The sequence below is a fragment of the Citrobacter sp. CK198 genome (assembly GCF_030333295.1).
Classification (GTDB): Bacteria; Pseudomonadota; Gammaproteobacteria; order Enterobacterales; family Enterobacteriaceae; genus Citrobacter_B; species Citrobacter_B koseri.
In genome coordinates this window covers 101914-127853 of the sequence record NZ_JAOWGE010000031.1, presented here as the reverse complement: position 1 = coordinate 127853, position 25940 = coordinate 101914, and the positions used below count along the sequence as shown (strand labels likewise).

Here is a 25940-nt window from a genome sequence, read left to right as displayed (position 1 = left end):
TTTTCCGACAAGGATAGCAGGTATCGTCGCCATTTATTAGTCGAAACCCGGCGCTAACCGGGTTGTCATCAGTAGCCGCGAACGCGATCGACCTGACCCGTCACGGATTCGCCGCGTTCCAGATGCGTAATGGTGCGCGAAATATAGTCCACGGCTTCCGCCGGGCGGGTGACGGCGGCAATGTGCGGCGTCATCGCCACGCGAGGGTGTTGCCAGAGCGGACTCTCTTTTGGCAACGGCTCGCGGCTGAAAACATCCAGCATCGCCCCTTTGAGTTTTTCGCTATTCAACGCGGCAAGCAGATCGTCCTCATTAACATGCACGCCACGCGCCAGGTTAAGCAGGTAAGCGCCATCCCGTAACTGACTGAGCAAGCCGGAATTGATAATGCCCACCGTCTCCGCCGTATTTGGCAGCAGGTTGATCAGCACCCTTGTTTGATTCAGGAATGCGCCTAACTCCTCAGCTCCCGCAAAACTCTCTACGCCAGGCCAGGATTTACGGCTACGGCTCCAGCAGCGAAGCGGGAATCCCCATGCCTGGAGCGCTTCAGCGACTTTGGCGCCCAGCACCCCCGCCCCCATAATACCGACGGTGAATTCATCGCGATCATATTCCGGCAGCGGCTGCCATGTTGACTGGTTTTTCAGCGCCTGATAATCATCGAAACGGCGGAACCAATGCAGCACCTGGCTCACGGCATACTCCTGCATTTGCAGGCCCATGCCGGTATCTTCCAGGCGGAACAGCGGGATAGAGGCATCCAGCATTTCCGGGTGCGCTTTGAGCTTACTCAGAATGGAATCCACACCTGCGCCAAGCGCAAATACGGCTTTTAGCTTCCGTCCTTCAAGCATCTCCACCGGCGGATGCCACACGAGCGCATAATCCGCAGGTTCGTTATCACCGGGTTTCCATTCACGAATATTCGCGCCGGGAATCGCCTTTGCCAAAGCGTTAAGCCACCAGGCCGTATCGAAGGTCGGGTGATAGAACATTATCTCCATGTTGACTCCTGAGTGTTGTTATGCGGAATTTACTCGCACTTATTATCATCATTTTCATAGGGATCATCAGCATAACAAATTTAGAGATGCTGGCAAAAAAAGCAGTTTCCGCTTATTTAAACTGCATGTTGATTGAAGTTTGTGTAATTGCACGATTTTTTAGAAAAGGTGATTGACGCCGGGGGCGTATTTCCCTAAATTAGCGCCCGTTCCAGCAACACTGGAACGACAATATGGTGAGGTGTCCGAGTGGCTGAAGGAGCACGCCTGGAAAGTGTGTATACGGCAACGTATCGGGGGTTCGAATCCCCCCCTCACCGCCATATTCAGAAAAAGAGCTCGTACGAAAGTACGGGCTTTTTTTTTGCATGTTGCACGCGCTGTGGGGGGATGAGAACCCACGACCGGGGTTCGACAACTGGCGGCAGCCAGTTGGACAGACCGCGAACGCAGAGAGCGGGCTGCCCGCAGGGCGAGCGAAGCGAGTCAATCTCCCCCTCACCGCCATATTCAGAAAAAGAGCTCGTACGAAAGTACGGGCTTTTTTTTCGCATGTTGCACATTCTATCCGGCTGACAAGAACACCCCAGGACCGGTAAGCGTTAGCGCCACCGGGCACCCGCACATCGCCGGATGGCAGCGCAAGCGCCTTATCCGGCCTACAAAAAAACAAAGCCCGGTTTCCCGGGCTATGAGATCTGACGACGCTTCAGTTGTAGGCATGAAGGGTTCGTTGGCACAATGCCGAACGCACGCAGTCGTCTTTATGGAAACGGACAATACCTATCATCTCATCTTCTTCAAAGCGAGCTAACGCATCACTTAACCCTGATTGAACATGAGCCGGTAAATCGCACTGGGTAATGTCGCCATTTACGATAACCGTCACGTTCTCCCCGAGGCGCGTTAAGAACATCTTCATTTGCGCAGCAGTCACATTCTGAGCCTCGTCAAGAATGACGACTGCATTTTCAAATGTACGTCCGCGCATATAGGCGAACGGCGCGATTTCCACCTTACCAATCTCAGGCCGCAGGCAGTATTGCATAAAAGACGCGCCCAGGCGTTTCACCAGCACGTCATAGACGGGCCGGAAATAAGGCGCGAACTTCTCGGATATATCGCCTGGTAAGAAGCCGAGATCTTCATCGGCCTGCAAAACCGGACGGGTAACAATAATCCTGTCTACATCTTTATGTATCAGGGCCTCTGCTGCTTTTGCCGCACTGATCCAGGTTTTTCCACACCCGGCTTCGCCAGTGGCGAAGATCAGTTGTTTACTCTCGATAGCATTCAGGTAGTGCTCCTGAGCCTCATTTCGCGCTACGATTGGTGTGGCGTCACGGCTATCACGCGCCATGCCTATCGCTTCTACGCCGCTCATCTGCACAAGCGAGGTGACCGATTCTTCTTCACGTTGTTTGTGGCTACGCGAATCCCGTCTCAGCACACGTTTTGCTTCACGACGAGCTTTGATCACTGCTTTTTGTCTTCCCATGGATAGCACCTTGAGTTGTTGGTATACATCACACGCGCCGTTGGCGGCACGATTATGCGCACGAACATCTGAGGGTTGGCTTCCTTGTAAGCCATAGCTTGCTTTTTGAAAAGACGCCCTACACGGCTACGCGCACCGAATACGGCGTCAGTAACAGGGATAAAAAGAGGAAGTGAGAGGAATTTAGCGGTGACGACAGGGCTACCGGAGGAGAGGCATCCGCATAAGTTATTGCTGTTACTGCGAAAAACGTGTCCAGTGCAGGACCTTACCATTCGCGATCTCCATAGTGAAAAGTGTCATCACTGCCGGGAACTACCGCTATTACGTATTAGTACAACATAATTTATCATTAATGCAACAACATATTTACCATGCATTAACTAAAGTTCCCCTTTGCACTGGCAATAGTCTCTTACAGAGATATTACAAAATTATTTCACCCGAACGCTCATAGTAAAAATTAATACTTTCATTCATCGACATACAGAGAAACACGCCACAATTCTGAATAAAAAGCCCGCGCATGGCGGGCGATGAAAGTAAACGGGCAGCGGTCAGATTACTCTGCCTGTAAACGCGACGGCGGTGCGGAGTGGTAATACGCATCCGCTTTCGCAAAACGTTCTTGCATAGCTGACGACGGCGCTTTGCCCAGCAGGCTAAAGACCACAATCCCGATGCTGCCGAAGATGAAGCCAGGGATGATTTCGTACAGATCCAGCCAGCCAAACTGCTTCCAGACAATAACCGTCAGCGCCCCGATAACCATTCCGGCCAGCGCGCCGTTACGGGTCATACGCGACCACATCACCGAGAACAGCACGACCGGGCCAAACGCCGCGCCGAAGCCCGCCCACGCATAGCTCACCAGACCGAGCACGCGGTTTTCAGGGTTAGCAGCCAGCGCGATAGACACCAGCGCAACCACCAGCACCATAATGCGCCCTACCCATACCAGCTCTTTCTGGCTCGCGCCTTTACGCAAGAAGGCTTTATACAAATCTTCGGTAATCGCGCTGGAGCACACCAGCAGCTGGCAGCTTAACGTCGACATCACCGCCGCGAGAATAGCGGACAGCAGAATACCGGCAATCCACGGGTTGAACAGGATTTGCGCCAGTTCAATGAACACACGCTCCGAGTTCTGGTTCACCGCTCCGGCCAGTGCCGGGTTATTGTTAAAGTAAGCAATGCCGAAGAAGCCGACAGCCACCGCCCCCGCCAGACACAGGATCATCCAGCTCATACTGATGCGACGCGCGTGCACGATGCTGTGGTGAGAATCCGCCGCCATAAAGCGCGCCAGAATATGCGGTTGACCAAAGTAGCCCAGCCCCCAGCCCATCAGGGAGATAATGGCGACAAAGTTCAGCCCCTTGAGCATATCCACATTCTCAATGCTCTTTTGTTTAATCACTTCCAGGGAGTCACCAAAACCGCCGACGCTGATGATCACCATAACAGGCGTTAGAATCAGGGCGAAAATCATCAGGCTGGCCTGGACGGTGTCGGTCCAGCTCACGGCCAGGAAGCCGCCAATAAAGGTGTAGATAATGGTGGCTGCCGCCCCCGCCCACAGCGCGGTTTCATAGCTCATGCCAAAGGTGCTTTCAAACAGACGCGCCCCTGCCACAATCCCCGATGCGCAATAAATGGTGAAAAACAGCAGGATAACCAGGGCAGAGATAATGCGCAGAACGCGACTTTTATCTTCAAAACGCCCGGTAAAATAATCCGGCAGAGTCAGGGCGTTATCATTAAATTCAGTGTGGACGCGTAAACGTCCCGCCACCAGTTTCCAGTTAATCCATGCCCCTAACGTCAGACCAATCGCGATCCAGCTTTCAGAAATCCCCGACAGGAAAATCGCCCCCGGCAGACCCATCAGCAGCCATCCGCTCATATCAGATGCGCCAGCGGATAATGCCGTCACAAACGGCCCAAGGCTGCGGCCGCCGAGAATATAGTCATCAAAGTTTTTGGTCGAACGCCATGCAATAAACCCTATCAATATCATGCCAAAGATATAGACACAAAACGTCACCAACATCGGTGTGCTAATAGCCATCAAAAGTCTCCAGATTTTATGTGCCGGCAATAATAAGAGCTGCCGTTTTATACCCTGCCGGAACGTGGCAATGGTGTTTATGTTTACCAGGGCGACCGTATCCTGCCGGAAGCGGTGGTCATTCACAATCGATTTAACACATCATTTACATCAAATTTTATTCGGGTGGGATACTATTTTTCCCCAGGTTGCACTCTCTCACATTTTTTAAGGTTGCACCTTTCAAAAGTGTTAACTGCCGCAGAGAAAAAGATTTGGTTATTGTTTTTATCCCATCCAGAAGCGTCTCTTCTTTTAACATTTCATTCATTTTTAAGCTTGCAAGGCAGGTCACATTTAACGAGGTTGCACAAAGTTGCAACATGGTGGATATTTCTCGATAACTATCAGCAGCACATATCAGAACAACAGGAGTAGACGGCATGGGAACCACCACGATGGGGGTTAAGCTGGACGACGCGACGCGCGAACGTATTAAAACAGCAGCAACACGAATTGATCGCACCCCACACTGGCTGATCAAACAGGCAATCTTTAATTATCTGGAAAAACTGGAAAGCGACGAGGCGTTACCGGAGTTGCCCGCCCTGCTGGCTGGCGCCGCCAATGAAGGCGATGAGTCAACCGCACAGCAGGAAGAAAACCACCAGCCTTTCCTTGAGTTTGCCGAGCAGATCCTGCCTCAGTCGGTCTCCCGCGCCGCGATTACCGCAGCTTACCGTCGCGCCGAAACCGATGCGGTGCCGATGTTAATGGAGCAGGCGCGTCTGCCGCAGCCGGTGGCTGAGCAGGCCCACAAGCTGGCCTATCAACTGGCGGAGAAACTGCGTAACCAGAAAACGGCCAGCGGTCGCGCCGGGATGGTGCAGGGGCTGTTGCAGGAGTTCTCCCTCTCCTCGCAGGAAGGCGTCGCGCTGATGTGCCTTGCGGAAGCGCTGCTGCGTATCCCGGATAAAGCGACGCGTGACGCGCTCATCCGCGACAAAATCAGCAACGGCAACTGGCAGTCGCATATTGGCCGCAGCCCGTCGCTGTTTGTTAATGCCGCCACCTGGGGTCTGTTGTTTACCGGCAAGCTGGTCTCTACCCACAACGAAGCCAATCTCTCTCGCTCGCTGAACCGGATTATCGGTAAGAGCGGCGAGCCGCTGATCCGCAAAGGCGTGGACATGGCAATGCGCCTGATGGGCGAGCAGTTCGTCACCGGCGAAACCATCGCCGAAGCGCTGGCGAATGCGCGTAAGCTGGAAGACAAGGGCTTTCGCTACTCCTACGATATGTTAGGCGAAGCGGCGCTGACCGCTGCCGATGCGCAGGCTTATATGGTTTCGTATCAGCAGGCTATTCACGCCATTGGTAAAGCGTCTAACGGACGCGGAATTTATGAAGGGCCAGGGATCTCCATCAAGCTTTCCGCCTTGCACCCGCGCTACAGCCGCGCGCAGTATGACCGCGTGATGGAGGAGCTGTATCCGCGCCTGAAATCACTGACGCTGCTGGCGCGTCAGTATGATATCGGCATCAACATCGACGCCGAAGAAGCTGACCGTCTGGAAATCTCCCTCGACCTGCTGGAAAAACTTTGTTTTGAGCCGGAACTGGCTGGCTGGAACGGCATCGGTTTCGTGATTCAGGCTTATCAGAAACGCTGCCCGTTTGTGATTGATTATCTGATTGATCTCGCCACGCGCAGCCGTCGCCGCCTGATGATCCGCCTGGTGAAAGGCGCGTACTGGGACAGTGAAATCAAACGCGCCCAAATGGACGGACTGGAGGGATACCCGGTTTACACCCGCAAGGTCTATACCGACGTTTCTTATCTGGCCTGCGCGAAAAAACTGCTCGCCGTACCGAATCTGATTTACCCGCAGTTTGCGACCCATAACGCCCATACTCTGGCGGCGATTTATCAACTGGCGGGGCAGAACTACTATCCAGGCCAGTATGAATTCCAGTGTCTGCACGGCATGGGCGAACCGCTGTACGAGCAGGTCACCGGTAAAGTGGCGGATGGCAAACTCAACCGTCCGTGTCGTATTTATGCCCCGGTCGGCACGCATGAAACGCTGCTGGCGTATCTGGTGCGCCGCCTGCTGGAAAACGGCGCTAACACCTCCTTCGTTAACCGTATTGCCGACGCCACGCTGCCGCTGGATGAACTGGTCGCCGACCCGGTGGAGGCCGTGGAAAAACTGGCGCAGCAAGAAGGGCAAACCGGCTTGCCGCATCCGAAAATCCCGCTGCCTCGCGACCTCTACGGACAAGGCCGGGAAAACTCCGGCGGGTTGGATCTGGCTAACGAACACCGTCTGGCTTCCCTCTCCTCCGCCCTGTTGAACAATGCGCTGCAAAAATGGCAGGCCAAACCGATGCTGGAACAGCCGGTCGCTGACGGAGAGATGACGCCGGTGATCAACCCGGCAGAGCCGAAAGACATCGTCGGCTACGTGCGCGAAGCCAGCGCTGCGGACGTTGAACAAGCGCTGCAAAACGCGGTTAACAACGCCCCTATCTGGTTTGCCACGCCACCGCAGGAACGCGCCGCCATCCTGCAACGCGCAGCGGTATTAATGGAAGGCCAAATGCAACAGCTGATTGGCATTCTGGTACGCGAAGCCGGGAAAACCTTCAGTAATGCCATTGCAGAAGTACGCGAAGCGGTGGATTTCCTTCACTACTACGCCGGGCAGGTACGCGATGACTTTGATAACGAAACGCATCGTCCTTTAGGCCCGGTCGTTTGTATCAGCCCGTGGAACTTCCCGCTGGCCATCTTCACCGGACAAATTGCCGCTGCGCTGGCGGCGGGCAACAGCGTCCTGGCGAAACCGGCGGAACAAACGCCGCTGATTGCCGCTCAGGGCATCGCCATCTTACTGGAAGCTGGTGTTCCGCCGGGCGTAGTGCAGTTGCTGCCCGGCCAGGGTGAAACCGTTGGGGCGCAGTTAACCTCCGATGAGCGCGTACGCGGCGTGATGTTTACCGGCTCGACCGAAGTCGCCAGCTTATTGCAGCGTAACATCGCCACCCGTCTGGATGCGCAGGGTCGCCCGATTCCGCTGATTGCGGAAACCGGCGGGATGAACGCCATGATCGTGGACTCCTCCGCCCTTACCGAACAGGTGGTTGTGGATGTGCTGGCATCTGCGTTTGACAGCGCCGGGCAGCGCTGCTCGGCGCTGCGCATACTGTGCTTGCAGGATGATATCGCCGACCACACCCTGAAAATGCTGCGCGGGGCAATGGCGGAATGCCGCATGGGCAATCCGGGCCGTCTGACCACCGACATTGGCCCGGTTATCGATAACGAAGCCAAAACCAATATTGAGCGCCATATTCAGGCGATGCGTACGAAAGGTCGTCCGGTATTCCAGGCCGTACGTGAGAACAGCGATGATGCGCGCGAATGGCAAACCGGCACCTTTGTTCCGCCAACGCTGATTGAGCTGGAAAGTTTTGATGAGCTGCAAAAAGAGATCTTCGGGCCGGTGCTGCATGTGGTGCGTTACACGCGTAATCACCTTCCCGAACTGATTGCGCAGATCAACGCCTCCGGCTACGGTCTGACGCTGGGCGTACATACCCGAATTGACGAGACCATTGCGCAGGTCACCGGTTCAGCGCACGCAGGCAACCTGTACGTCAACCGTAATATGGTCGGCGCGGTCGTGGGCGTCCAGCCATTTGGCGGCGAAGGCTTGTCCGGCACCGGGCCGAAAGCGGGCGGTCCGCTCTATCTCTACCGTCTGTTGGCAAATCGCCCGGAAAACGCGCTGGGCATAACGCTTGCCCGTCAGGATGCGGACTACCCGGTAGATGCCCAGCTTAAAGCCGCGCTGACTCAGCCGCTTAACGCGCTGACCGAGTGGGCGGCGGATCGCCCGGCTTTGCATACGCTCTGTCAGCAGTTTAGCGAGCTGGCGCAGGCCGGAACCCAGCGTTTGCTGCCTGGCCCTACCGGTGAGCGCAATACCTGGACGTTACTGCCGCGTGAACGCGTATTGTGTCTGGCTGATGACGAGCAGGACGCTCTGGTGCAGGTCGCCGCCGTAACAGCGGTCGGGAGTCTGATTTTGTGGCCGGACGATGCCTTCCATCGCGAACTGGCGAAGCGCCTGCCTGCTGCGGTTTGTGAACGTATTCAGTTTGCGAAAGCGGACACGCTGACTTCGCAGCCGTTCGATGCGGTGATCTTCCACGGCGATTCCGATCAGCTACGGGCGCTGTGCGAGGCGGTAGCCGCCCGTGACGGCGCGATCGTGTCAGTACAGGGCTTTGCCCGTGGTGAAACCAATATCCTGCTGGAGCGTCTGTATATCGAGCGCTCGCTCAGCGTTAACACCGCTGCGGCAGGTGGTAACGCCAGCCTGATGACAATTGGTTAAGGCTGTGGTTAATTAAGGCTTTAGAAAATGCCCGGTGGCGCTACGGCTCACCGGGCCTACAAAACACATTTGTAGGCCGGATCAGGCAAAGCCGCCATCCGGCAATGTTTTAGAGCCAGAGGGAAGTATGAAGCGAATTATATTCACATGCGCTGCGCTGCTACTCAGCGCTCCGGCACTGGCCGATGACTGCGCCAACGCCAGCACGCAAATGGAGATGAACACCTGCGCCGCCGCGCAATTTCAAACCGCCGATAAAAAACTCAATGAGACGTACCAGAATGCGCTAAAACGCGCCGAACCGCCGCAGCGTGACTTGCTGAAAAAAGCGCAAATCGCCTGGATTGCCCTGCGGGACGCCGACTGCGCGCTGGTCAGTTCCGGCACGGAAGGCGGCAGTATACAGCCGATGATCGCCAGCCAGTGCATGACGGACAAAACGGACGAACGCGAAGCGTTTTTAGCTTCGCTGCTGCAATGTGAGGAAGGTGATTTGAGCTGTCCGTTGCCGCCAGCCGGTTAACGTACGCGAATGCCTTCAATAATCATCCGCTGTACGCTTTCGACCGTTTGATTGAAAAAGGCTTCATCACGCAGCGTTGCGCCCGTTACCGCTTCGACCTGAGGCGCAAAATCGGCGTAATGCTGCGTTGAAGCCCAAATCATAAAGATCAGGTGATGCGGATCGACGGGCGCCAGTTTTCCACTGTTTACCCATCCGGCAATCAATGCTGATTTTTCGTCAATCAGCGCCTTCAAATCCCCGGTCAGTTCTTCCATCAGCAACGGCGCGCCCGCCAGCATCTCCATGCAAAAAAGCCGGGAAGCCTGCGGATAATCACGGGAGACCTCCAGTTTAAGACGGATGTACTCTTTGATCGCCACCAGTGGCGCGAAGTCTTCACGAAAGGCCTTTAACGGCGCCAGCCAGATATCAAGGATTTGCCGCAGTACGGCGACATAAAGCGCCTCTTTCGACGGGTAATAATAGAGCAAATTGGTTTTGGACACTCCCGCCTGCTCAGCCACCTGCTCCAGACGTGAACCATGAATACCGTACTGGGAAAACGTGTTTAATGCAGCGGTTAAAATCGCCTGGCGCTTGGCGCTGACGGCCTGTGAACGTTTACCTGTTTTTTTCTCTGCGCGTTGAACCATGCGCCCTCTCCTTGTTTTATTGCCGCCAGGATACCGTGGCAACGGCGCTTTTTTCTTTTTGAACGTCAGGACGCTTAGTTTGCGTCGCCTGCGGCGACACTTCAATCTTACGGACAAAAAAACCGCCGGAGGAACCGGCGGCGGTGGCATCATAACGTTTACCAGCGGCATGCGCTAAACATTATGGCGTTAACTTACAGGCTAGCTGTTACGGTTACCGTGACTGCTTTTGCCCCCTTTTTTGCCTGCTTCTGATGCACGCTGCGGGTCATTCTTAAAGTTGCCCCCGCTGTGCTGGCCACCTTTACGACCTGCTTCTGATGCTCTTTCGCGGTCTTCCGCAAAATTACCGGAACCGCCCCGATGGTTTGCCATTACTGACCTCCGTCATAGATTAGACATCATATTGCATCGGTGTTGAGGAAGATCTCCTCACGCGGCATATGGCAGACGCCACAATTATTGCCACGCGGAACTAAGCTTAGCGAAGTTACCCCGGCTGACCAGTAAATCGTAATATTCTGCAACAGGTTCGTCAGGGGGACAGGAATAATCCCCCCAGGAAATCAATAAGCCTCTCTTATGGTTAAAGAAATCCGAACGGCGAAAAATGTATCATTTTGCAACAAAAACGACGCTGATAAATCTTGTTATAAATCAAAGAAATGGTTGTGATATTTGCACTCTCTCCAGGACGTCATATCTTTAAATAGAGGTAGCGAATCGCTACGGACACGGTTAACTCGAGGAGTAGTGCAAAATGGCAAAAATTCTGGTGCTTTATTATTCCATGTACGGACACATCGAAACCATGGCGCATGCGGTGGCGGAAGGGGCAAACAAAGTGGACGGCGCAGAAGTCATTATCAAACGCGTACCGGAAACGATGCAGCCTGAAATCTTCGCAAAGGCCGGAGGTAAAACACAAAACGCACCAGTCGCAACCCCGCAGGAACTGCCTGATTACGACGCCATCATTTTTGGTACGCCGACGCGCTTTGGCAATATGTCAGGCCAGATGCGCACCTTCCTGGACCAGACGGGCGGTTTGTGGGCATCCGGCGCGCTGTATGGAAAACTCGCCAGCGTATTCAGCTCGACAGGCACCGGCGGCGGTCAGGAACAAACCATTACCTCAACCTGGACCACGCTGGCTCACCACGGCATGGTGATTGTCCCTATCGGTTACGCCGCGCAGGAACTGTTTGACGTCTCGCAGGTTCGCGGCGGTACGCCATACGGCGCCACCACAATTGCCGGGGGCGATGGTTCACGCCAGCCAAGCCAGGAAGAACTTTCTATCGCTCGCTATCAGGGTGAATATGTTGCAGGTCTGGCAGTAAAACTCAACGGCTAATCTTCAACAGGAGGATTCGAATGCCAACTCAAGAAGCGAAGGCTCATCACGTCGGCGAATGGGCAAGTCTGCGTAATACATCACCAGAAATAGCCGAAGCCATTTTTGAAGTCGCGAAGTATGACGAGAAACTGGCTGAAAAAATTTGGGAGGAAGGCAGCGACGAAGTGTTGCTTAAAGCCTTTGAGAAGACGGATAAAGATTCGCTATTTTGGGGCGAACAAACCATCGAACGTAAAAATGTCTGACCTTTTCTCCCCCGCCTGCGCGGGGGAGAACCTCTGCTATTTTGCCGCGCTGTTCAACACGTTATCGAACTTATCAAGAGGACAGAAGCCGTTTGCGTCTATCGGGCATCCTGCCAGTTCCAGCGTGACGCGCTGCGCCGGTGATTTCAGCGTCAGGACGTCCGCGTTACGCAACTGCTGCGAGCTCTGATACACATACTCGATTTTCATCAGGTCGCGATTGCCTTTGCTGTCATGCCAGCGCTGGAACACAATCTTGCCGCCAATCGGGGTGCGTTCATACTGATCGTGCAGCTGGTAGGGTTTGAAATCCAGCGCCGTCAGCAGCGAAGCAATATTCGAGTCATGCCCCACCAGAACGGTAATTTTCGGCGCGCTGCTACGGTCAGTCACCAGCGCTTTATCAATATATTTGACCAGCGGTTTGGCGACGTTGCGCGCCACTTCACCCGAGGTAAACAGGCTGTCCTGATACCCGTTCTTCAGCTTTGACAGGACTTTCCACTGCTGATCGGATTTAATCTCGCCCCAGGCGACCTGGTCCATCGGGAAGCCTTCGTAGTATTGCAGCGTAAACGCATCCACCAGCGAGTTGCCGACTTTCAGCGGCCCCGAAACGCCAGGCTCCTCCTGATACTTCGCGCTAAAGGCGTCTTTGGCTTCGGTCAGCGAACACTGCTGTTTTTCTTTGCAGGACGGTGAATCTTTGTAGTCCGTCATCTGCGCCAGCAGTTGATAGCTGTCGTCAAGCTGCATCTGGCTGCGCTCTTTTTCCATCGCCTGCACCGCTTTCTGACTAAACGCTGCGGAGTCATCGGTGATCACCGGATTAAACGTTGGGTCCATCGTGCCCATTTTTTCCTGATGATGTACCGGAATGTCGCACCCAGGAAAAGCGCCTGTGATAAAGAATTGTGCCGTCGCAACGGTGCGTTGCAGACTGTTGGCATAGGTATATACCGTGTCCGGCGTCGGGCATTCGCCTGACGTGACCATCCCCTGCTCCGCCAGCCATTCTCGCATGTAGTGGCCCATATAAATTTCCAGCACACCGCCTTTCGTGGTGAGCTGCCCGCCGGGCACATCCCACTCCGGCCACTGATTCGGCGTGGACTGCTCCAGCACGCTGCCATTATTGGCCAACGGCGCGCGCAAGTTGTGTCGGCTCATCATCAACACTTGTTGCAGTTGATAACCTTCCGGCGTTGTCTGCGCTTGCGCGGCGGACGACAATAAAACAGCCCCTGCCACAGCGGCGGCGAGTATCAATTTTTTCATCCCTACAACCTCTTGTTGTTATCAATCCTCATAGAGTGTGACAGAAATATGACATTTTTCCGGGAACGGTTTCGCAAAACGGAAGATTCCAGAAGATAACCGGCAGGTCAGCGTGTTCCGGTTATTCCGAGATAAAAACCTCATACTTAATATTGCGGGCGCAATAAAAAGTGCCATCCGTCAGATACAGTTCACGAAATCGCGTGTTATCAGAGATGTTGTCCAGCAGGGAACGTTCCGTATCGACAAATTCTTTTTGCACGCGGTAATGAACGGCGTTCTCCGTTTCAAAAGAGACATATTCCGTAGTGGCGTAAGGCTTATTTTTTGATTTCACGTACACGATATATTGCACGGTACTGGCCGTCAGCCCCGTTTTCGCCGCGATCTCTTTGAGACTCAACGTCTCAGAGGCATAAAGCGCCTGAACCTGCGCTATGCGTCGGTGATTATACGCCGTCACCCGAAGGCTCAGTTTCAGCCGATAGGCCATATTCCGCACGGCGGTAATATTGGTGTGAAGCAGTTGCGCTATCTGCTCTGTCGTGAGGATGCCCGCGTTTTCCCGCAGAATCGCAAGGCTTTCGTCGTTCCAGATAAATGCCATTGGGTATCTCTCCGTACGCGTCGTTCATCGCGCCGCCAGGCGCGCAAACGTGGCCTCTAACTCTGGCGGCTTACGCATACCCTGGTGTAGCTCCAGAACGCGTCCTTCGGGGTCAATCAGTACGGAGGTCGGCGTGCCGATCACCTGATAACGTTCCTGGGTAATGTTGAGCTGATCGCGCACCACCGGATAGGTTATCTGATGCTTTGCCAGCAGATCGTTAATCCTGACCGTTTCAGGGTCGGTATTGACCGCCACAACCACCACTTTATCGCCCCATTTTTTGCTCAGCGCTTCCAGCGTGTCCATTTCCGCCAGACACCCCCCGCATCCCGCAGACCAAAAATTCAGGTACACCGCCTTTCCTTGCCAGCGTTCAAGGCCTGACTCCTGGCCTTGCAGATCAAACGCCGCCAGCGCCGGGGCCGGTGCCCCGACCGCCAGCTTTTCTTCTTTACACCCGCTTATCAGGATCGCCGCCGCGAGTAGCAGCACATTATGCCAGCGCATGTTGATTGGCCTCCTCACCCAGATATTTACCGTGTTGCAGCCGCAGAATACGGTCGGCAAACTGCCCAAGCGCAGGGTTGTGCGTCACCATCACAATCGTGCGCCCCTGACGATGCAGATCGGTGAGCAGATCCAGCACCCGCTGCTCATTCTCTTCATCCAGGTTGCCCGTCGGTTCATCCGCGAAAATAACCGGCGGTTCGTTGACCAGCGCCCGGGCGATACACACACGCTGCTGCTCACCACCGGAAAGCTGGCTCGGCAGGTGCGTCACACGATGCCCAAGCCCTACCTGTTCCAGCACCTTCCTCGCCGCCGCTTCATCCACCACGCTGTGGTAATGCTGGGCGAGCATGATGTTTTCCAGCGCAGTTAAGAACGGGATCAGATGGAACTGCTGAAATACCAGGCCGATTTTCTCGGCACGAAAGCGACGCCGCCCCTCTTCATCCAGCGCGGCGGCATCGGTGCCGTCAAGAAACACCTGCCCTTCCGTCGCCGTATCAAGGCACGTCAGAATATTCATCAGCGTGGTTTTACCAGAACCAGAAGCGCCCATAATGGCGACAAATTCACCCTGCGCAATGCGCAGATTAATGTCATCCAGGGCGGTAACGTCACCGAACCGTTTGTATAAGTGGCGGGTTTCGATCGCCACCTGAGGGATATGCGTAACGGACATGGCGCTACTCTCCTTTCAGCACTTTAGCAGGCTCGACGCTTACCGCGCGTCGCACCGGAACAATCGCCGCCAGAATGGCGACCAGTAAAGACAACACCAGAGTAATGGGCAACACCGGCAGACGCAGCGAAATGGCGGCATTAAACACCGTTAATCCCAACAGTTGCGCCAGCAAATATCCCAGTACCCAGCCGCACGCCACCGCCGCCAGCGCGATGATGCTGGTTTCCAGCAGAATTTGCCGCACAATATCGCCGTTGCTGGAACCAAGCGCTTTTTGCAGCGCAAACTCGCGCGCCCGCTCGCCGACAATCGCCATCAGCGTGGTATTCACGCACAGCGAAGAGAGCGCCAGAATCACGATCGAGACCAGTCCCATCAGACCTTTAATTTTATCCAGCACCTGCCCTTCGGAAGCAGAGACCTTACGCACCGGACGAATCTCCAGGTCAGGATACTGCGCCTGCAACCGGCTGGCGTAGTTCTCCACCTGGCCGACATCGTTACTGACGCTCAGCAAGCCGTGGCTGATTTTGCCCGGCTGATGCAGCCAGGCCTGCGCCACGTCGAGGCTGACGATCAGCATGTTGTCCGTCGCATCGCCAGACTCCACAATGCCTTTAATCTGCAAATTCTTACGCTGATTGTGATCCACCAGCGTGATGCTGTCGCCCGGCTGCACGTTAAGGCGCTCCGCCAGTTTGACGCCGATCATTGCATTACGGTCGTCAAAGCTGACGCCAATCCAGCTACCGGTGACCTGCCAGTACGGCACCAGTTTTTGCAGCGACTCGAACCACACGCCAACCATCACCACTTTTTCCAGCTCGGTACGCGCCATGCCGTACAACCACGGACTGGCGCCATGCACCAGCCCCTGCGGCGCCTGATCGAGAATGCTCTGCAACTCCTGCTGCGGCATACTGGAACCGTGCCCCGGCCCGATGTAAAAATTCGCGCCGAAGGTGCGCAGTTCTTCGCTCATTTTGGTATTAATGTCGAACCAGACGGCAGAAAGCGCCGTCACGATCGTCGCCCCCACCATCAGCGCGGCAAACACCACGCTGACCCGCTGAAAACGCAGACGCAGCGCCCGCCACACCAGCAGCCAGAGCATGGTACGTTTAGCGGCCATACAGCACCTCCACAGGATACAGTCGGGCGATCCGCCGGGCCGGGAACCAGGTGCCGATCAACGCAATCAGTACCGCAATCACCAGTACGCACGGCACCACGATCCAGGCAAAATTAAGCGGCGCGTCGAAGAGCATGACGCCAATCGCTTTCGCCAGCCCCCACCCGGCAATACATCCCAGCGCGCCGCCAGCCAGCCCGCTGGACGCCGCTTCCAGGTAGAACAACAGCATAATTTGCCACTGTCGCGCACCCAGCGCCTTCATCAAACCGATCTCTTTGGCGCGTTCCATAATGGTGCTGGTCATCAGCGAGGCGATCCCCATTGCGGAAGCCGCCAGCGCCGCGACGGTAACGACCGCCATCAGCAGCTGAATTTTATCGATCACCACCCCTTCGGACGCCGCGACCTGCCATACCGGGCGCACTTCCGCGCCGGAAATCGCCTCTTCCAGCTGATGCGCGATCGACGACACATAGGCCGTGCAATACCAGAGGTCGTACTCTTCGGCATTGAGCGCGTCCAGGTTTTCCCGCGCGCGGCGGGACAGTTCGTTTTCCGGCACCGTCAGCGCCGAGACGCGAATCGCCTGCACTTTTCCGGGGAGCCCCAGCAGGTGCTGTACCGTGCTTAGCGGCATCACCAGTTGGTTATCTTCATCGCCGCCGCTGGAGAGGATACCGCTGACGGTGACCTGCGCCGCTTCGCCTTCGGTACGTAATGTCAGCTTATCACCAGGTTTCCAGCCCATTTGCCGCGCCAGCGCGTGCCCGACTAAGGTCTGCGGCTCTGCGCCTGCCGGTTCCTGCGGCCAGTCGCCGGTCACCTGCCAGTAAGGGCTGACCGTTTTCTGCCCCGTCTCATATCCCTCTTCATCAGGAATATCCACTGGCTGACTGAAGAAGGTGCCCAGAATCCGCACCGGTTCTCCCTCCACGCTGGCTTCGCCGCCGAGCATCGGCGCAAACCCGACAATGTTGTTTCGCCAGAAGATATCTTTGATGTTCGGCAGCTCGGCTTCATCAAGAAAATCCTGACCGGAAAGCGGATTACTGCTCTCACTAAACAGCGCGGGCAGCGCAGCCTGTCCGGCGGGTTCAATCAAAATGTTCGCACCATAAGACTTCAGCTCTCTGGACATTTTGTCGCCGATATCAATGGACACCGCCAGCAGCGCCGAGATCAGGCTGGAGGCCAGAAAAACGGTGATTATCGCCAGCACTTTGCGGCGTAAATTGCGCCCCCAGGATTGTCGTAGCATCCGCCACAGCATGATTATTCCTCCCTCATGTCGGCAGGAACAAACTGCTCCGGCGTTTCACGGAAGCGTTCATAGTTAGCCTCTGACGAGAAGAACCAGGTCTTGCCGCCATAGCTGTATTTGTAATCGGCTGAGGTATTGGTCAACGTTGAACCATCGACCGGATCGGTCACTTTAATGGTCATGACCGTCGAGAAGTAGTTCACCCCTGTCGCCAGTTCTTTACCGGGGATCACCAGCTCTTTTTCATCATTGTGCCAGTTTTCAATCGGCACCGGGTTACAGCCACCGGCCTTGCCGATAGACGGAATAAAAATATGCACTCCGCAGGCGACGCAGATAACCTGATTGCCCTCCATGACATAACCCTGATCGCCGCACAGCAGGCAGGCGTCGAACACCACGCCAAAACGCAGCTTGTCGGGATAGCGGTTAATCACGAAGAAGCGCACCGCTTTGCCATCGTCCGCCACCCAGACGAAACGATGCAGTTTACCGTCACGAAGCTGTTCGACCGGCAGGCGCACCATGCCATCGCTCCCCAGCGTTACGGGCACGGCTTCAGAGAGTTGCGGCGGCTGCGAGGCCACTTTATCCCACCACAGCTGGCCTGCGATAACGACCACTGCGCAGCCGATTGTAACCAGCCACAGCCGTAAAGCGTTGCGACGCTGCGCCAGCGCCAGACGGTGAGCGATCGGTTCTTCGGTTTCCCGCGTCTGTCGAAAAGCCTGCAACAGCGCCGGAAGCCAGCACAGTGCCAGGGCCAGCAGCAGCGCGGCTCCCGCCCAGTTATACAGCGCCGTGTTATTTGTGACTTTCGCCACGAAGCTCAGCAGCGATTTACCCAGCGGAACAACCTGTAATTTCATCAGCAACAGCAGCAGGTTGCCGCTCAACGGCAGCCAGATCATCACCAGCAGAATCAGCGTTAACGGCCAGTACAGGCCGCGAATACGCCGCAGCAGCATCGCGCAGAGTACGCCCGCCAGACAGAGGATCGCAAAAGCGAGAACGACGGCCGTCAGGTTTAACAGCAGGTCAGTATTCAGCACATGCGTACTGGTCAACCCGCCCAGATTAGGGTCCAGCGCCCAATGGCGGGCAGCACCAAAAATCAGAATCCCCTGCCACAGATAGCGGATACGCGTTGAAGCCCACCAGAAACTGAGGACAAACAGCAGCGATACCATTACCTCCGCCCCAACCAGCAGCAGTTGTACCGGTTGGCTGCCGTGAATAAACAGTCCCGCCAGTACGCCGGCAATCAGCCCGGTCAGCAGCGTCCAGGTCAGTGGACGTAAAGAGGGAGGATCGTTTCGACTCCAGAGAACACCGGAAAGAAGCGCAATGCAGAAAAAGACCTGTAGCGTCGTGACGAAAAAGTAACTCATAACTTCGACTCTGTACGGCGGGTTGAATTAAGCGACGGGCATATGATCGGTCTGACCAACGCGCCAGAAGGGGGAATCCTCCTGGCGCGTTGGTTAGTCGGTTTTAGTTCAGACCGACATATTTAAACTCGTAGCTCACATCAAACGGTTTCCACCAGCGGCCTACGCCTGTTTCGCTGTCAGTATGGCGATGCATCCCGGCTTTTGACGGCGGTTCAATGTGGTAGGTCACTTTATAGTTGCCCACGCCCATCATTTTGATGTTCGCGCCATAGTGCGGGCCATCGCTGGCAACCATCGGCATGAAGGTGCCTTCCTGTTTTTCGCCCGTGTCGTTGTTGACCAGGGTGTAGCTGATGGTCAGGTACGGGATCCATTCCCCTGCGCCAAAGCCGTTTTTATTGCCTTCTACAGCGTGGATATCCGCTTCAAGGTGAACATCGGCTTTTGCTGCCGGTAAGCCCATGCCGCGCGGTTCCATATCAATCGGTTGCAGGTAAACGGCCGCCAGCTCCATTTCATTCATGGTGACAGGCTCGCCTGCCGGGTACTCTTTAAAAGCAAACGCGGCTGGCGCCGTGAAAATGCTGGCCATCACTGCGCTGGCAATCAGGGTTTTCTTCATGGTCATCAAACGTATCCTCTCGTCTAAAACAACGGCTATACAACGATTATGGGTTATTTTTTATCGTCTCCCCGGGAACCGCGCTTTTGCGCCGCATCACCCACAGCGCCACCAGCGCCGCGAGCAGCAATACGACCTGCGGTAACAACGTTTCCACGTAGGGATAAATCCCCAGCCAGCTGATTTCAGGGAAGCCGTTAATCAACGTAGGCTGGAACAGTTTGCCTTCCACCAGTTCCAGAACGCCTTTGCCCGCAAAGACGAAGGCCATCAGATACATGAAACTGCCGGTAAACATAAAGAAGGGTTTCAGCGGCAGGCGCACCACTGAGTAACGCATCACCAGCCAGGCGAGCAGCAGCACCACGCAGCCAATCACAAAACCGGCGCCAATCGCCATATGGCCGGATACCGTGTTTGCATCGCCAATCAGAGCGTAATAGAACAGCACCGTTTCCGCCCCTTCGCGGTACACCGCCAGGAAGCTGGTCAGCCATAGTCCGACCAGGGAGCCTCGCGACAGGGAATGAGACAGTTTGCCTTCCAGCCAGGCTTTCCAGTGGCGCGCTTCCACTTTGGACAGCAGCCAGTAGCTCATAAAGAACAGCATCACAACGGCAATCAGCATCGTTATGCCTTCCAGCAGTTCACGGCTGGCGCCGGAGTTAGTAAACAGCATCTGGAAGATAGCGGCGGTGATGACGCTGGCGATCAGCGCCACAATTACCGACTGACGAATAAGCGGCAACTTATCCTGATGATTGTTTTTCACCATGTAAGCCACGATTGCCGCCACAATCAGCAGCGCTTCCAGCCCCTCGCGCACGATGATCATCAGACTATAGAGCAGCAGACTCCACTGGGTTTCTTCGCCTTCGCCCAGCATCGTCACGGCTTTTTGCAAATCCTGCGCCAGCGCGCTGGCCTCCGCATTCAGGCGCTCAACCGGCTGACCGGCCTTCATCAGACTGACCAGGCGGGTAAAATACGCCTCCAGCGTGGTTTTAAATGCCGAATCGCGAGAGCCGATTTTGTTTTCCATGCCGCTGGCTTCGAAGCGGTCGAAGTAGGTATCCTGGATATCCAGAATCGCATTCTTCGCATCGCCGCCCTGATAGCGCGCTATCGCGTCCTGAATGCTCTGGTTAATTCCCGTCGTCACCTCAGCCCAGTCGGTGCGGTTATTTCCCTCGTCCGCCGCCGGAATGTTGTCTGCGCTTTGCGCTGCGGCAACCTGCTGATCGTCACGGGTAGTTGGCAAGCCGGGTAAGATATCCTCGATATCCTGTAGCAGCGTAGTGACCTGATAGGAGACATCGTTGAGATGGTCAGGTTGCGCGGTCAGCGCAATCAGGGATGAGAATTGTTGGTTAATGGCGGCGGCATCTTTTGCAGAACGGTTTTGTCTGAGGGACATCTCCATCTCAGAGTTTTTAAAGCCCTGATAGTGCGCCTGTTGAACGTGCTGACTGGCAACGCTGTAGTTCCCGGCCTGATATTCAGTGACCGCCTGCGCCAGCAGATCGTCGATCGTCCTGAAACTCTCCTGCCAGTGAACGGCAATGTCGTCCCTGGACAGCGCGTTGTGCTGCTCTTCGGCCACCAGACGATGTCCGCCATCCAGCACCGGTTCAACTTCGCGCAGTGCGGCTTTCAGCCAGTCAATGCGCGCCTGAACGTCAGCGAGCGGTTTTTTCTCGCCAATCATTCGACGGATCTCGCCGAATGCGCTCTCCATCTCGTAACTTTTGCGCGCGGAAATGTTGATGCGGATCGGCCCTTCCAGGTTCTCGAACACCTCAAAATAGGCCATTTGTACCGTGCGGCGCGCCTCGTCGGTATGCTGTTGCTGATAAAGTTCCGCTGTTTTATCAAGACGTTGTTCGATATCTTCAATCAAAGGCGCATAATTCGTCGACGCCCAGACACTCATGCTTATAAACAAGCCAAAGAGAGTAACCAACAAAGAGTTACGGAAGTTACGCACGTGCACACCGCCAAAGAATACAAATGATAATTATTATCATTATATCTTTTTGTCGCGTTGTACATGACCTGGATCATAAAAATGTCAGCAGACGACAAGTTATGTAAACTTATTTCATCAAATCGTGATGAACACACACATTATGCGTTGATAAAAGGGACGTTATCTCCCTGTTTTTCTCATGGAATTAACGGCAAGGCAGGCGCGGTAACAGAGGAATAAATTCCCCTGCCGACAGTGATGTTATTCATTGTCGGCAGGCAGAAATAAAACGCGTTATTGCGTACAGCAATATTCAAAGATTAAGGTTATTTCGATCGCTGGCAAGACGCTGTAAGAATTGACCATATCCCTGCGGCCCCATCCAGTAGTTAATACTTTTCTCAACGCCGGTTGATGTCAACGTCGCGCCGGAAATCCCGTCAACGGTATATTCATCGGCATGTTCAGGTTTATCCTGTACTATTTTCAATGCAGGATGTCCGCTGTTATCTAATAATCGTTTCCCTGGCCACTGTTTGCGCCAGCTGGCGTCTTCCACCCGGGCCCCCAGAAACGGCGTTTCCCGTTGCTGATAATAATACAGATTTCTCACCGTACGACCGTCCAGCCCCAGAGCAAGAAACGCATGCATCATGGATTTCGCGCCCTTACCGGTAACTGGAATGATAACCTGCTGAATTTCATTATTTTTATCTTTCACAAAGAACACATCCGCCACCGTACAGCGCTGACGAACCTGCGCTGGGTCGCGTTCAGGGGCAAGTTTTTCACACTTCTGGCGCGCGGCGTCCGCGCTGCTGTCAGCCACCAGCTCGCCGGAATCTAAATTAACATGGCGTTGAATAATATAACGATGATAGAGCGTTTCGACTGATTTTTTATCCCGGGCCCCTGATTTCATCAGGCCCGCAGCGTGTAAAATCGCCGCCTGTTTTTCCTCCCCTGTCGGCTCCGTCATTTCTCCCTGGAACAGCATAAACCATGCCGCCGCCGCAACAAAAATAAGGACACAAAGCACCATCATTGATGCAACAATAATTTTACCCTTGCGCATTGAATTGTTATCCCTGTCAAAATGGAAATCGAAAAAATCGCCTGAACGTATCACAGACTTTCATTCAATTAAAACAGATATGCCATTATCAATTCAGGTTTGCAACGTCAGGCAGCGGTAAAAAATAATAACTGGCGTCAGTAAAAAAACAGTAAAAATAACAGAAAACACGCTCTCCGCTCGTTTTACACATCCTGACAATGGGTTAAAAAATGCCGGGTTTCCCCGGCACGCTATCAAAACATGGCTGCCCGCCACAGACGTAACTTCATGCCCCAGTAGCTGGTCCAGCCGCTGGTCGTAGTTACCACCTGCCCCTTCGACACCACCACCAGCGTTGGCGTGACGCTGATTTCCCAGTTTCGTGATATCTCACCGCCGCTATCATTCACGACGGGGAACGTCACCCCTTTACGCGATAACCAGCGGGAAACCTCCCCGTCATTACCGGAACGCAGCGCGATGGTCATGACGTTCTCCCCTTCCGACTGCAAACGGGCGACATCCGGCGTGGTGAAACGGCAGATACCGCACCAGCTCGCCCAGAAGTAGAGCAGCACCGGGCGCTCTTCACTGATCGACGCCAGCGTTACGGTTTCCCCGTCCAGCGTATGCAGCGGCGTGCTGTCAAACATGGCTGGCATCTGCGGAGAACGCCAGACATCCAGCAGGATTATCACGCCAGCCAGCAGAACCAGTAAGATCGCGCCTTCACGCAGCCAGCGGCGCAGTTTACTGAGCATGGGCCACCGCCAGTTTTTCTTTCACCACTGCCTCAAGGGTCTCCCACGATACCGCGCCGGGGATCATCTCGTCGCCAATGATGGTTGCCGGCGTCCCCTGAACGCCAACCAGCCGGGCGAGTTGCAGATTGGTGCTCAACGTCTCCATGCTTTTCTCATCCAGCGTAACCGGCGTGGCGGCGGACTTTTCCTGCGCCTGTTTAATACTGGCGGTGGTGTGGTAGCCCTTTTTCTGCATCAGTTTCTCATGCAGCGCTAAAAACTGCTGCGGATGCTCACGCCAGGTGGTTAACGCGGTACGCGCCGACAGTACCGAGCTTTCGCCCTTAAACGGCAGCGGCTTAATCACTACCGCGACCTGCGGATACTTTTGCACGATCTTCTCCAGCAACGGATCAAGCTGCTTGCAGTACGGACAGTTGTAGTCCGTAAAGTTGACGAGCGTCAGCGTCGCCTTCTCCGCGCCTATCCGTGGGCTGGCAGGATCGTTAAACAGCGCTTCCTGGATCAGCGCTTCAATTTGCCTTTCCTGCTCCGGCGTAAACGGCGCGGGTTCTTTCGCCGCGCTCAGACCGGTAAACAGCGCTAACAGCATAATCATCAGATATTTCATGGCGTAACTCCTTTCGCATCGCGCAACGTTTGCAGCACCGCATCGCGCGTCAGCAGCGTGGGCAATGACTGACCCTGCGGTAAACCGGGGCCATAAATCTGGTTAAACGGCACAGCCACCTGGCCGCGTTTTTTCAAAAAGTTGGTGATGTCATCCGCAGGCAGCGTCCAGTCGCCGCGCAATGCGACAACATCCGGCTGTTGCAGCGCATCCTGTATCTCTTCTCGCTGTAACACGTTGTACTTATTGACCTTGCAGGTAATGCACCACTCAGCGGTAACGTCAATGAATACGCGTTTGTGCTGCGCAAGCGCGTCCTGGATCGCCTGTTCGCTCAACGGCTGCCAGACGACGCGCTCTTTCGCCGGGCTGCCTGTCGCGTATCCCAGATGCGGCAGCAGGAGCGTCGCCAGCCAGATTGCCGAACCGAGCATCATAACGCCCAGTACGCGCCGCAATCCGTTCATCCAGCGTCCGGGACGCGGCAGGCGCAGCGCCAGACCAGGGCGTAGCGCGACAAACAGCCACGGCAGGCTCATCCCCACCCCGAGCGCCAGAAACAGCCCCCATAACACCGGGAAGGAGGCCGTCAACGCCACCGCAACTGCCGTCCCGAGAAACGGCGCGCTGCACGGCGTCGCCAGCAGCGTGGCAAACGCGCCCTGCCAGAAATGACCGGCCATCCCGTTGCCGCCGTGGGTGGCAAGTCGGGTCGTCATCGCGGAAGGCAGACGGAATTCAAACAGCCCGAACAGGCTGGCGCTGAAGATCAACATCACCAGCACCATAAACCCGATAAACCACGGGCTCTGGAACTGAATGCCCCACCCGAGCGCCTGATGGGTCAGCCGCAGAGCGGTCATTAGCATCGCCAGCGCCATAAAAGAGGCAATAATCCCGGCAACCGACGCCAGAAACTGCCGCCGTATCCGCTGACGACTTTTCTCTTCGACGAGCAGAATCGAGCCGAGCTTCATCCCCAGCACGGGCAGCACGCAGGGCATCAGGTTGAGAATCAACCCACCCGCCAGCGCCATCAACATCACCTGCCAGAGCGGCAGTTCGGCGCTATCGGCCATTTTTGCCGTCGTACTGCCGATCGCCAGGGTACTTTCCTGAGCCACGCCGTCATTCGCCAGTACCAGCGTGACCGTTTGACCACGCAAATCGGGCGCCCCTTCTCCCCAGCCATCGCTGACAGGAACCGTCACCAGCAGTTTTTCGCCCTCAACACGCAGTTGCGGCTTGCCAAAATCAGCGTTATCAACGGCGTCGAGAAACAATGCTGGCGATGACCAGCCTCCGACACGCGTGGCTTCAACCACCAGCGCACCAGGACGAGCGCCCACGCTGAGCGTCTGCGTCAGCCCCCGGGAGAGCGGGATCTGCCCCATCGCCTGGGCATAGTCATGCGCGAACGCCGGGTCATGCGCCGAAGGTTTGAGGGTAAAGGGGTAATCGGTCAACAGGCAGACATTGCTGCAAGTAGACAAGGTCAGCACGCCGCTGAGCATCGCGGGTGACGGACCGCGAACCGCCATCGGGAAGGTCACGCGGTGGTGATAACCCTGAGTGGTCATACCGGCGACGTCAAAGCGCGACGGCGTCGGCCAGAACCAGTCAACCGCAGGCATATTTTCTTTCCAGGCAATGGCGGGCGCCACGCCCCCTTCCCCCGGCGAACGCCAGTAGGTTTTCCAGCCGTTTTCCAGTTTTACATCCAACAGTAGCCGGGTTTCGCCTTCCGGGGACGTGTCCGCGCGCAGGCGGACGCTGGCATGGTCGTTATCCGGCGAGCGCAGCCAGCCGCTTTCTGCCGCCCACGAGACGGGCAGCCATAGCAATAACAGACAGCACAAAGTCTGCCTGAAAACAGTGATCATATTTTTTCTCCGTGAACAGGTAATTAACAGTCAGCAACGGCCAGACTGTCATTCACGGAATACGCAGAAGCGTAGATGGACTCTGAGTGTGGGAGGCGAGATTGCTCGCGGTGGAAAGAATGGCAGGCGTACGGCGCGTACGGGTGCCAGCAGGGACAATAACAGACACAGCGCGAGAATCGCCCCTTCAAACAGCACGGGCGGCGCGGCAAGCAATGATTTCGCGCTGAGTTCGCATGGCGTCACGGGCGAGGCATCATCAGCAGACGAGCTATCCGCCTGAGTGACGACCGCCGTCGCGGCTGGCGCCATCTGCAAGGCGTGCAGACCCGCCATGCGCTGCGCGGTGCACACTATCACCACAACACATGCCAGGCAGAGGAACCACCATCCCAGTTGTTGACGTTTCGCCATGACATCCTCACTGATTGACGCGAGTTA

At 55.5% G+C, this 25940-nt stretch carries 24 protein-coding genes and 1 tRNA gene; 5 read left to right on the top strand and 20 right to left on the bottom strand.

Annotated elements, in window-relative coordinates; genetic code table 11:
* Positions 1-68 precede the first annotated feature (68 nt).
* Positions 69-1007 carry a glyoxylate/hydroxypyruvate reductase GhrA gene (gene ghrA / locus OGY62_RS12945; RefSeq protein WP_286460059.1) on the bottom strand — a complete coding sequence of 313 codons (939 nt, stop codon included), beginning with the start codon at positions 1005-1007 and terminating at the stop codon, positions 69-71.
* A gap of 235 nt (positions 1008-1242) precedes the next feature.
* Here ghrA and OGY62_RS12940 point away from each other — a divergent pair.
* Positions 1243-1330 (top strand) — tRNA-Ser (locus OGY62_RS12940).
* 386 nt (positions 1331-1716) lie between these two features.
* Here the strand turns inward: OGY62_RS12940 and phoH are convergent.
* From phoH to OGY62_RS12925, 3 genes are all read right to left on the bottom strand, one after another.
* A complete protein-coding gene (phoH, locus tag OGY62_RS12935; RefSeq protein WP_012132901.1) occupies positions 1717-2505 on the bottom strand; it encodes a phosphate starvation-inducible protein PhoH in 789 nt (262 codons plus the stop codon).
* Between the two features lie 562 nt (positions 2506-3067).
* Complete coding sequence (gene putP, locus OGY62_RS12930) at positions 3068-4576, bottom strand: sodium/proline symporter PutP (RefSeq protein ID WP_024130454.1); 1509 nt, start codon at positions 4574-4576, stop codon at positions 3068-3070.
* Positions 4577-4733: 157 nt separating this feature from the next.
* On the bottom strand, positions 4734-5000 hold the full coding sequence (locus tag OGY62_RS12925; RefSeq protein WP_286460058.1) for a hypothetical protein: 267 nt from the start codon (positions 4998-5000) through the stop codon (positions 4734-4736).
* Here OGY62_RS12925 and putA point away from each other — a divergent pair.
* Together putA and OGY62_RS12915 are read left to right on the top strand one after the other, a co-directional pair.
* Entirely contained in the window at positions 4999-8961 is a 3963-nt protein-coding gene (gene putA / locus OGY62_RS12920) for a trifunctional transcriptional regulator/proline dehydrogenase/L-glutamate gamma-semialdehyde dehydrogenase (RefSeq protein ID WP_286460056.1), read from the top strand. The genes OGY62_RS12925 and putA overlap by 2 nt on opposite strands.
* Positions 8962-9088: 127 nt before the next feature.
* On the top strand, positions 9089-9484 hold the full coding sequence (locus OGY62_RS12915; protein ID WP_071258246.1) for a lysozyme inhibitor LprI family protein: 396 nt from the start codon (positions 9089-9091) through the stop codon (positions 9482-9484).
* Here the strand turns inward: OGY62_RS12915 and rutR are convergent.
* Both rutR and OGY62_RS12905 read right to left on the bottom strand, forming a co-directional pair.
* Complete coding sequence (gene rutR / locus OGY62_RS12910) at positions 9481-10119, bottom strand: HTH-type transcriptional regulator RutR (protein WP_012132906.1); 639 nt, start codon at positions 10117-10119, stop codon at positions 9481-9483. The genes OGY62_RS12915 and rutR overlap by 4 nt on opposite strands.
* A gap of 201 nt (positions 10120-10320) precedes the next feature.
* A complete protein-coding gene (locus OGY62_RS12905) occupies positions 10321-10494 on the bottom strand; it encodes a con-10 family general stress protein (RefSeq protein ID WP_012132907.1) in 174 nt (57 codons plus the stop codon).
* A gap of 385 nt (positions 10495-10879) precedes the next feature.
* Between OGY62_RS12905 and wrbA the strand changes: the two genes are divergently transcribed.
* Together wrbA and OGY62_RS12895 are read left to right on the top strand one after the other, a co-directional pair.
* Positions 10880-11476 (top strand): NAD(P)H:quinone oxidoreductase, encoded by a 597-nt coding sequence (wrbA, locus tag OGY62_RS12900; protein WP_047457630.1) that lies wholly within the window; start codon positions 10880-10882, stop codon positions 11474-11476.
* 20 nt (positions 11477-11496) lie between these two features.
* Positions 11497-11724, top strand: coding sequence for a YccJ family protein (locus OGY62_RS12895; protein WP_047457633.1), 228 nt, complete (start codon positions 11497-11499; stop codon positions 11722-11724).
* Between the two features lie 36 nt (positions 11725-11760).
* Here the strand turns inward: OGY62_RS12895 and agp are convergent, their stop codons facing one another.
* From agp to OGY62_RS12825, 14 genes are all read right to left on the bottom strand, one after another.
* Positions 11761-13002: a bifunctional glucose-1-phosphatase/inositol phosphatase gene (agp, locus tag OGY62_RS12890; RefSeq protein WP_115609397.1), complete on the bottom strand. Its 1242-nt coding sequence runs from the start codon at positions 13000-13002 to the stop codon at positions 11761-11763.
* A gap of 121 nt (positions 13003-13123) precedes the next feature.
* Positions 13124-13609, bottom strand: coding sequence for a hypothetical protein (locus OGY62_RS12885; RefSeq protein ID WP_000874189.1), 486 nt, complete (start codon positions 13607-13609; stop codon positions 13124-13126).
* Positions 13610-13633: 24 nt separating this feature from the next.
* A complete protein-coding gene (locus tag OGY62_RS12880) occupies positions 13634-14119 on the bottom strand; it encodes a TlpA family protein disulfide reductase (RefSeq protein ID WP_012132911.1) in 486 nt (161 codons plus the stop codon).
* Complete coding sequence (locus tag OGY62_RS12875; protein ID WP_000117262.1) at positions 14106-14801, bottom strand: ABC transporter ATP-binding protein; 696 nt, start codon at positions 14799-14801, stop codon at positions 14106-14108. The genes OGY62_RS12880 and OGY62_RS12875 overlap by 14 nt, the downstream gene beginning before the upstream one ends.
* Positions 14802-14805: 4 nt before the next feature.
* Positions 14806-15936 (bottom strand): ABC transporter permease, encoded by a 1131-nt coding sequence (locus OGY62_RS12870; RefSeq protein ID WP_000729219.1) that lies wholly within the window; start codon positions 15934-15936, stop codon positions 14806-14808.
* The gene (locus OGY62_RS12865; protein WP_110494356.1) at positions 15926-17209 is read right to left on the bottom strand and encodes an ABC transporter permease; all 1284 of its coding nucleotides are present in this window, start codon (positions 17207-17209) and stop codon (positions 15926-15928) included. Before OGY62_RS12865 ends, OGY62_RS12870 begins: the two co-directional genes overlap by 11 nt.
* Before the next feature lie 2 nt (positions 17210-17211).
* A complete protein-coding gene (locus OGY62_RS12860) occupies positions 17212-18591 on the bottom strand; it encodes a Fe-S-containing protein (protein ID WP_199971447.1) in 1380 nt (459 codons plus the stop codon).
* Positions 18592-18694: 103 nt separating this feature from the next.
* A complete protein-coding gene (locus tag OGY62_RS12855; protein ID WP_012132914.1) occupies positions 18695-19222 on the bottom strand; it encodes an iron transporter in 528 nt (175 codons plus the stop codon).
* Positions 19223-19262: 40 nt separating this feature from the next.
* Positions 19263-21149, bottom strand: a complete 1887-nt coding sequence (locus tag OGY62_RS12850; RefSeq protein ID WP_012132915.1) for an FTR1 family iron permease — start codon at positions 21147-21149, stop codon at positions 19263-19265.
* Positions 21150-21498: 349 nt separating this feature from the next.
* A complete protein-coding gene (locus OGY62_RS12845; protein WP_286460054.1) occupies positions 21499-22314 on the bottom strand; it encodes a Na(+)-translocating NADH-quinone reductase subunit C in 816 nt (271 codons plus the stop codon).
* A 182-nt stretch (positions 22315-22496) separates the two neighbouring features.
* Positions 22497-23003: a protein disulfide oxidoreductase gene (locus tag OGY62_RS12840; RefSeq protein ID WP_012132917.1), complete on the bottom strand. Its 507-nt coding sequence runs from the start codon at positions 23001-23003 to the stop codon at positions 22497-22499.
* Complete coding sequence (locus tag OGY62_RS12835; protein ID WP_286460053.1) at positions 22993-23616, bottom strand: DsbA family protein; 624 nt, start codon at positions 23614-23616, stop codon at positions 22993-22995. The genes OGY62_RS12840 and OGY62_RS12835 overlap by 11 nt, the downstream gene beginning before the upstream one ends.
* A complete protein-coding gene (locus OGY62_RS12830) occupies positions 23613-25499 on the bottom strand; it encodes a cytochrome c biogenesis protein CcdA (RefSeq protein ID WP_286460052.1) in 1887 nt (628 codons plus the stop codon). The genes OGY62_RS12835 and OGY62_RS12830 overlap by 4 nt, the downstream gene beginning before the upstream one ends.
* Positions 25500-25547: 48 nt before the next feature.
* Positions 25548-25913 (bottom strand): hypothetical protein, encoded by a 366-nt coding sequence (locus OGY62_RS12825; protein WP_047457658.1) that lies wholly within the window; start codon positions 25911-25913, stop codon positions 25548-25550.
* Positions 25914-25940: the final 27 nt, after the last annotated feature.